12 protein-coding genes are annotated in these 7,439 nt (G+C 57.0%); 11 read left to right on the top strand and 1 reads right to left on the bottom strand.

What is annotated here, in order from left to right; all coding sequences use genetic code 11:
- The 6 genes from WBM93_RS11585 to WBM93_RS11560 all read left to right on the top strand — a co-directional run.
- The coding region (locus WBM93_RS11585) for a heme o synthase (RefSeq protein WP_424432006.1) at positions 1-759 on the top strand (759 nt) is incomplete at its 5' end.
- Positions 756-917: a hypothetical protein gene (locus WBM93_RS11580; RefSeq protein ID WP_424432004.1), complete on the top strand. Its 162-nt coding sequence runs from the start codon at positions 756-758 to the stop codon at positions 915-917. The genes WBM93_RS11585 and WBM93_RS11580, both read left to right, overlap by 4 nt.
- Positions 917-1,504 (top strand): cytochrome c oxidase assembly protein, encoded by a 588-nt coding sequence (locus WBM93_RS11575; protein WP_424432002.1) that lies wholly within the window; start codon positions 917-919, stop codon positions 1,502-1,504. The genes WBM93_RS11580 and WBM93_RS11575 overlap by 1 nt, the downstream gene beginning before the upstream one ends.
- Positions 1,505-1,535: 31 nt before the next feature.
- Entirely contained in the window at positions 1,536-2,396 is an 861-nt protein-coding gene (locus WBM93_RS11570; RefSeq protein WP_424432000.1) for a cytochrome c oxidase subunit 3, read from the top strand.
- Positions 2,397-2,405: 9 nt separating this feature from the next.
- Positions 2,406-2,798 (top strand): DUF983 domain-containing protein, encoded by a 393-nt coding sequence (locus tag WBM93_RS11565; RefSeq protein WP_424431998.1) that lies wholly within the window; start codon positions 2,406-2,408, stop codon positions 2,796-2,798.
- The gene (locus WBM93_RS11560) at positions 2,798-3,379 is read left to right on the top strand and encodes an SURF1 family protein (protein WP_424431996.1); all 582 of its coding nucleotides are present in this window, start codon (positions 2,798-2,800) and stop codon (positions 3,377-3,379) included. The genes WBM93_RS11565 and WBM93_RS11560 overlap by 1 nt, the downstream gene beginning before the upstream one ends.
- A 9-nt stretch (positions 3,380-3,388) precedes the next feature.
- Here WBM93_RS11560 and WBM93_RS11555 read toward each other — a convergent pair whose 3' ends face one another.
- Positions 3,389-3,862, bottom strand: a complete 474-nt coding sequence (locus tag WBM93_RS11555) for an SRPBCC family protein (RefSeq protein ID WP_424431994.1) — start codon at positions 3,860-3,862, stop codon at positions 3,389-3,391.
- A 50-nt stretch (positions 3,863-3,912) separates the two neighbouring features.
- On the opposite strand from WBM93_RS11555, the gene WBM93_RS11550 reads away from it, so the two are divergent.
- The 5 genes from WBM93_RS11550 to WBM93_RS11530 all read left to right on the top strand — a co-directional run.
- Positions 3,913-4,263: an ArsR/SmtB family transcription factor gene (locus tag WBM93_RS11550; protein ID WP_424431992.1), complete on the top strand. Its 351-nt coding sequence runs from the start codon at positions 3,913-3,915 to the stop codon at positions 4,261-4,263.
- A 42-nt stretch (positions 4,264-4,305) separates the two neighbouring features.
- Positions 4,306-5,709: a threonine synthase gene (gene thrC / locus WBM93_RS11545; protein ID WP_424431990.1), complete on the top strand. Its 1,404-nt coding sequence runs from the start codon at positions 4,306-4,308 to the stop codon at positions 5,707-5,709.
- Positions 5,702-6,586, top strand: a complete 885-nt coding sequence (locus tag WBM93_RS11540) for a class I SAM-dependent methyltransferase (protein ID WP_424431988.1) — start codon at positions 5,702-5,704, stop codon at positions 6,584-6,586. Before thrC ends, WBM93_RS11540 begins: the two co-directional genes overlap by 8 nt.
- Before the next feature lie 37 nt (positions 6,587-6,623).
- Positions 6,624-6,995, top strand: a complete 372-nt coding sequence (locus WBM93_RS11535; RefSeq protein WP_424431986.1) for a dihydroneopterin aldolase — start codon at positions 6,624-6,626, stop codon at positions 6,993-6,995.
- Positions 6,992-7,439 (top strand): SDR family NAD(P)-dependent oxidoreductase (locus tag WBM93_RS11530; protein WP_424431984.1); only part of this gene is annotated, 448 nt, incomplete at its 3' end. The genes WBM93_RS11535 and WBM93_RS11530, both read left to right, overlap by 4 nt.

Below are 7,439 nucleotides of genomic sequence, written 5' to 3'. Positions count from 1 at the left end.
TTCACGGCGATCCTCGCGATCAGCCTGGGGGCAGGGGCGTCGGCCGCGCTCAACCAATGGTATGAATATGATATCGATGCGATCATGAAACGGACCAGCCAGCGGCCTCTGCCTGCTGGCCGGATGGATCGCGAAACCGCGCTGCATTTCGGTATCGGACTCTCGGTTTTCTCGGTCCTGCTGATGGGCGTTGCGGTCAACTGGTTCAGCGCCATATTTCTCGCGTTTTCGATATTCTTTTACGCTGTGGTCTACACCATCTGGCTGAAACGCAGCACGCCGCAAAATATCGTGATCGGCGGCGCTGCCGGGGCGTTCCCGCCAGCGATCGGCTGGGCTGCGGTGACCGGTGATGTCACACTGATGCCGGTATTGCTGTTCGCGATCATCTTTTTCTGGACGCCGCCGCATTTCTGGGCGCTCGCCCTGTTCATGAACAGCGACTATTCGAAAGCCGGTGTGCCGATGATGCCGGTGGTTGCCGGTCAGCGATCGACTCGGAATCAGATCTTCGGATATAGTCTGGTGTTGGCGGTGGTTGCGATTGCGCCTTTTGCGATCGGCTTGGCCGGTGCGGTTTACGGTGCCGCTGCGATCGTCCTGAGCGTGGTTTTTTGCGCGCTTTCCTGGCAAGTCGCCCGCAGCAAGACAACCATGCCGGAAGATATGGCAGCCGAAAGGCGGCTGTTCAAATTTTCGATTCTGTACCTGTTCGCGCTGTTCGCGGCAGTGGTAGCTGACCGGGTGATATTCGCATGAGCGAGATTGACAATGGCAAAGCTCCGATGAGCCCTGAAGAGCAGAAGGTCTATCAGGCACGGCAGAAGCAACGGGCGGTGATTCTGGCCGCACTGCTGTTCTTCATGGTGGTGCTCTTCTATCTGATTACCATCGTCAAAATCAGTGGCGGTTCCTGATGACCGCAGCGAAAGCGATACTTTCTGGCAAGAACCGGCGCAGCGCTGCAATGGCAGCGGCAATGGGGCTTGGCATGCTCGGACTGGGCTTTGCAGCGGTGCCATTATATGAAGTTTTCTGCCGCGTGACCGGTTATGGCGGGACGACACAACGCGTCGGTGAGGCTCAAGCTGCAACGATTCAGACAACCAGCCATGTGATGTCGGTCCGTTTCGATTCCAACGTCAATTCCGCGCTGCCCTGGTCCTTCAAACCGGAACAAGCAGTCGACCGGGTCAGCGTCGGCGCGCGCGACATGGCGATTTTCATTGCGACAAACGAGAGCGACCAGCCCGTCGTCGGTACCGCCACTTTCAATGTAACGCCGCTGCTGGCTGGCAAATATTTCAACAAGGTCCAATGTTTCTGTTTTAGCGAGCAATTGCTGAAACCAGGGCAGACGATACGGATGCCGGTGCTATATTATGTCGATCCGGCGATATTGGACGATCCGGAAACAAAGGATATCAAGGAAATCACGCTCAGCTATACCTTTTATCGTTCCAACGATGCGCAGGCGGTAGACGCCGGTAACGGCGATAGCTAAGAGAATTTTGAGACAAGGTTAGGGAAATATTATGGCCGGTGCCAAAAATCATGATTATCACATTCTCCCGCCAGACATCTGGCCGCTGATCGGCGCGTTTTCCGCGTTTGCCATGGCAATCGGCGGTATTCGCTGGATGCACGACATGGCGTTTGGCGGTCTGATTTTCTTCGCTGGCTTTGCTGCTGTCGGACTGACCTTTTTTGCCTGGTGGGCCAATGTGATCAAGGAAGCCCATGCGGGCGACCATACTCCGGTGGTTCAACTGCACCTGCGCTACGGCATGATCCTGTTCATTGCATCGGAAGTCATGTTCTTCGTCGGCTGGTTCTGGGCATGGTTTGATTTTGCGCTCTTCCCCCAGCCGCTCGAGCTGCTTGATGGTGCTGTCACCAATTATATTGGAAAGGAAGGTGCAGCGGCGCTGCTGCAATGGCCGCCCAAGGGTATCGAAGTGCTCAATTCCTTTGAATTGCCGTTGCTTAACACGATGATCCTGCTGTGTTCCGGTACCACAGTTACCTGGGCGCACCATTCGTTGATCCACGGTGATCGCAAGGGATTGATCACCGGCCTGTGGCTGACGATCATCCTCGGCGCGGTGTTCACGGCGATTCAAGCCTATGAATATAGCGTTGCGCCATTCCCGTTTGCCGGCATCAACTATAGCTCGGCTTTCTACATGGCGACCGGCTTCCACGGCTTCCACGTTCTGGTCGGTACGATTTTCCTGATCGTCTGTCTGGCACGGGCCTATAAGGGCCACTTCACACCGAAACAGCATTTCGGCTTTGAAGCGGCGGCCTGGTATTGGCATTTTGTCGATGTTGTCTGGTTGTTCCTGTTCATTGTCGTCTATGTCTGGGGCGGCTGGGGCGCGCCGGTTCACTAGGCTATAAAGTTGAACGAAACCGAAAATGAAAAAGGGCAGCCGGATGTACTTCCCGCTGCCCTTTTTGGTCTTTGCCCGAATTGCGGACAAAAGACTCTATTCGCCCATGTGACGCAGTTCTCGGACAAATGTCGCGCCTGTGGCCTCGACTATAGCCGGTTCAATGTCGGCGATGGACCGGCCGCTTTTCTGACCCTGATCGTTGGCGCTATCATATTGGGTATGGCGCTTGCCGTAGAGGCCAATTTCAATCCCCCGATCTGGGTCCATGCCTTGCTCTGGTTCCCGCTCACCATAGCGGCGGTTGTCGGATCGCTCAGAGTGTCGAAAGCGATATTGCTGATATTGGAACATCGCAATCAGGCCCGGGAAGGCGCTATCGACGAACGCGAAGGCCAGTGATGAATCGTTTGCCGATATTGGGGACGGTCCTTGTCCTGGCCGCGGTGGCAATCATGGCGGGTCTTGGCATATGGCAGCTGCAGCGCGCCGAATGGAAAAATGGACTTTTGGAGACTTATGCATCGGCGACGGATCTGCCGGCAATTGCCTATCCCGCAGTACCTGACCCTGATGATGCACCCTATTTCCGCAAATCGACCGTCAATTGCCTCGCCGTCATCGGCTGGCGCTCGACCAGCGGGCGTAACATCAATGGCAAGTCGGGCTGGGCGCATATTGCCCAGTGCCGGACAGCAGGGGCGGAAGGCCCGGGCGCGCAAGTCGTCGCCGGTTGGTCTGCACGTCCTGATGATCCGGAGTGGCAAGGCGGTATCGTCGATGGTATAATCGCGCCGGATAGCCAATATATCATCCGTCTGGTAGCGAGCGAACCGGTCGCGGGATTGCAGAAAAGCCAGCCGCCAGCGCTGGAGGATGTTCCGAACAATCATCTTTCCTATGCGGTGCAATGGTTTCTGTTCGCCGGGATCGCACTGATTATTTTTCTTATCGCTCTGCGGGGTCGAGCAAAACCGGCTTAAGCGACGACGCTATTTGTAGAATCCCTCTCTCAAATTTATGCCGTGTTCGATCCACATCTTGAGCGAGCAAAGCATCTGCATCCAGCCTTCACAATTGCCGTAGGAGGTTTTCAGACCGGCTTCCGTTTGGCGCCATCCGCCCTCGGATATCGTCACCAATGTCCGGTTATCATCCAAGGCTTCAAAGGTCATCGTTGCTGCCACGTTATAACCGGCACTGCCGCCATCGCAGCTGTCCTCCGATCCATCGCCTGCTTCCCACAGAATTGAAATTTTCTCGTTGGGGATGACTTCGGTGACCTCGACCGGAAACGCGCCGGGAAAATCGTGAAAGTCCCACATCACGGTGGCACCGGTTTCCAGCCGCCCCTTGGCGCCCCCGGTGGTGAAATAGCCCGACAGTTTCTCCGGGTCCGCCACTGCTTCAAACACTTCCTCAACCGGCCTTGAAATACGAGCGGCAACCTTGAATTTCAGTTCCATGGTGATTCTCCCTTGATCTGCTCCGGGCTATTATGTTATAAAATTATAACATGTCAAGTAGCGACCAATATGACCGGGTGTTCAAGGCTCTGGCGTCCGGGGTTCGTCGCCAGATTCTCGACGATCTGCGCGACCAGCCGCTGACCACCGGGACGTTATGCGCCCATTTTCCCGAATTGAACCGTTGCACGGTGATGCAGCATCTTGATGTGCTGTCGAAAGCGGACCTGATCATCGCGGACAGGAGAGGGCGAGAGCGGTGGAACCATCTCAACCCGTTGCCGATCCATGCTATCCATGAACGCTGGATCGGGCCACATGCCGCAAAGGCGGTCGAACGGCTCGACAATCTCAAAAAACAGTTGGAAAATGGTGCCGTAAAACAAGCCATCAAAGCATAGTTCTTGCCCTGATCGGGCGCGACCGCTAACCCGCTCGCCATCATGGAATATATCTCTACCAGAGGCGCGGCGCCCGCACTGAATTTCGAACAAGTGACCCTGGCCGGGCTGGCTGGCGATGGCGGGCTCTATGTGCCGCAATCTTGGCCGTCATTCAGTTCAGCCGAGATCGCCGATATGGCGGGCCTTTCCTATGTGGAAGTGGCTGTCCGGGTAATGCAGCCGTTTGTCGGCGATGCGCTCGATGAGGCGGAATTACGCGAAATTTGCGAGCAGGCTTATGGCCGGTTTTCCCATGCAGCGGTGACGCCTCTGGTACAGCTCGACGGGCGGCAATGGCTGCTCGAACTGTTTCACGGTCCGACCTTGGCGTTCAAGGATGTTGCCCTGCAACTGCTCGGCCTGTTGTTCGAAAAATTTCTCGCCCGGCAGGACAAGCATCTGACCGTGGTCGGCGCTACTTCGGGCGACACCGGATCTGCCGCGATTGATGCGCTGGCGGGGCGGGACAAGGTCGATATCTTCATGCTCCATCCCGATGGCCGGATATCCGATGTCCAGCGCCGTCAGATGACCACGGTGCGCGCGCCCAATGTCCACAATATCGCGATCGACGGCAGCTTCGACGATGCCCAGGCGATGGTCAAGCGGATGTTCGCCGATCAGGAAGTGAGCGACCGCTTCTCGATCTCGGCGGTCAATTCGATAAACTGGGCGCGTCTGATGGCGCAGGTTGTCTATTATTTTTATGCGGCCAGCCAACTGGGCGCGCCGCATCGCAAGATCGCCTTTTCCGTACCGACCGGTAATTTTGGCGATGTCTTTGCCGGCTATGTCGCGTCGAAAATGGGATTGCCGATCGAACGGCTGATCGTAGCGACCAACGTCAATGACATATTGCATCGCGCGCTGAGTGCGGGGGACTATTCCACCGGAACCGTAACCCCGACCGCAGCGCCATCGATGGATATCCAGGTGAGCAGCAATTTCGAACGGTTGCTGTTTGATCTCGAAGGCCGTGACGGTGTCAAGACGGCGGCGCGGATGGCGGCTTTCGAGCAAAATCACAATATGCAGCTGGAGCCCGGCATGCGGGAAACGGCTTCTTCGATTTTCACCAGTCATCGCGTTGATCCGGACGATATGTCGCTTGCCATGCGCTGGGCGCAGGACAAGGCCGGTCAAGTGATTGATCCGCATAGCGCAATCGGCCTGTCAGCGGCACAGAATGTCGATCTTGATCCGGCGGTTCCGGTGGTGACGCTCGCAACCGCCCATCCAGCCAAATTCCCGGATGCCGTAGAACGGGCGACCGGTGTCCGCCCCGCCTTGCCGCGCCGGGTTGGTGATCTGTTTGACCGTGAGGAAAAATACACGAAGCTTTCTGGTACTTATGATGCGGTGAAATCATTCATCATGTCGAACGCGACACCGTCCGATGGCTGACACCAAACCGGCCCCGATATTGATGATCAGCGACCCGCGCAGCGACTATGCGCTGGTCGATTCCGGTCATGGCCGGAAGCTGGAGCGTTACGGGAAATTCCATTTCATCCGCCCCGAGCCGCAAGCGATGTGGGCGCCGGCAAGCGACGACTGGCAGGCGGATGGAGAATTCATTCCCGCATCCGACGAGGATGGCGGAGGCCGCTGGCATCTGAACGACAATGTCCCGGAAGAGGGATGGCAGATGGACTGGGAAGAGGTCAGCTTCACCGCGCAATGCACGCCGTTCCGGCATCTCGCCTATTTCCCGGATATGGATCCGGTATGGCGCTGGTTCCGCGGCAATCTGCAAGACGTAGAATCACCGCAGATGATGAATCTCTTCGGTTATACCGGGGTGGGAACCCTGGCGCTGTCGGCTGACGGGGCCAATCTGGTGCACGTCGATGCGTCCAAGAAATCCGTGACCGCAGCGCGGGACAATGCCGCCCTCTCGGGCATGACCGATCGTCCGATCCGCTGGATTATCGACGATGCTGCGAAATTTGCCGCGCGGGAAGTGCGGCGCGAGCGGCGCTATGACGCGATTCTGATGGATCCACCCAAATATGGCCGCGGACCGGATGGTGAAATCTGGCGACTCGAAGAACATCTGGCAGGACTGGTCGAGGATTGCGGAAAGCTGCTCGACGGCGAGAGCCGCTGCCTGTTCCTCACCGTCTATGCCGTGCGCATGTCGGCGCTGGCGCTCGGTTCATTGCTCGACGAGAAACTGTCCCATCTGGGCGGCACGATCGAGGTTGGTGAACTGGCGGTTCGCGAAGAGGCGCGGGGCTTGCTTCTGCCGACCGCGATTTTTGCCCGCTGGTCCGCCTGACTTGCCATTTTAACCCGAACATGGTCAGACATTGCACATGACAGATACATTGCTTTTGGAAGTCAACGATCTCGACGTTGACGTGCTTACCGGGATCTATTCCGAAGAAACCCATTTGCCGCAGCCGCTGCGCATCTCGATCGCTGCGGAACTCAAGGTCCGGGAACGCTATGAAGCGGACACGCCGCTTGACCATTCAAAAAATTACATGGATCTCAAACATGCTGCAACCGAGGCCCTGCCCGAAGGCGTGCACTTCAAGCTGATCGAGGCGGTTGCCGATCATATTATCGAGACGCTGTTTCTGCAGGACAAGAATATATTGCGGGTGACCGTGAAAATCGTGAAACTGCTGATCTCCGAAAAAGGAGAGCAGATCGGCATCACGCTCAGCCGGGGACGACGATGACCCGGCCGCTGGCGCTGGTCACCGGCGGCGTGAAGCGGGTTGGCGCAGTGATCGCCGCGCGACTGGCAGAATCCGGCTATGATCTGGCGCTCCATGGCAATAGCGATGCAATTCCCGAGAATTGGTTAGCCGAAAAACTGAACGAATCAGGCTGCGAATGGTTTGGTTTCCAGCAGGATTTTCTCGTCGAAGGCGCCGCCGAAATGCTGATGGATCAGGTTGTTGGTCATTTCGGGCGAACACCCGACCTTGTGGTGAACAGCGCCTCGATTTTCGGGCAAGACCATGTCGGCGCGATCGCGGAAAAGGATTTGCAGGACCATTTTCGCGTCAACAGCCTGGTTCCGGTCCTTCTGACAACCGCCCTCCACGACCGGCGTGCCGACGGCCGCGACCGGGCTTGTATCATCCATATTCTCGACCAGCGGGTCCGCAATCCCAACC

It is taken from the genome of Parasphingorhabdus sp. (assembly GCF_049667325.1).
Lineage (GTDB): Bacteria > Pseudomonadota > Alphaproteobacteria > Sphingomonadales > Sphingomonadaceae > Parasphingorhabdus.
Note: the sequence above shows the minus strand (reverse complement) of the source record. Positions and strands in the feature narration are given on the sequence as shown.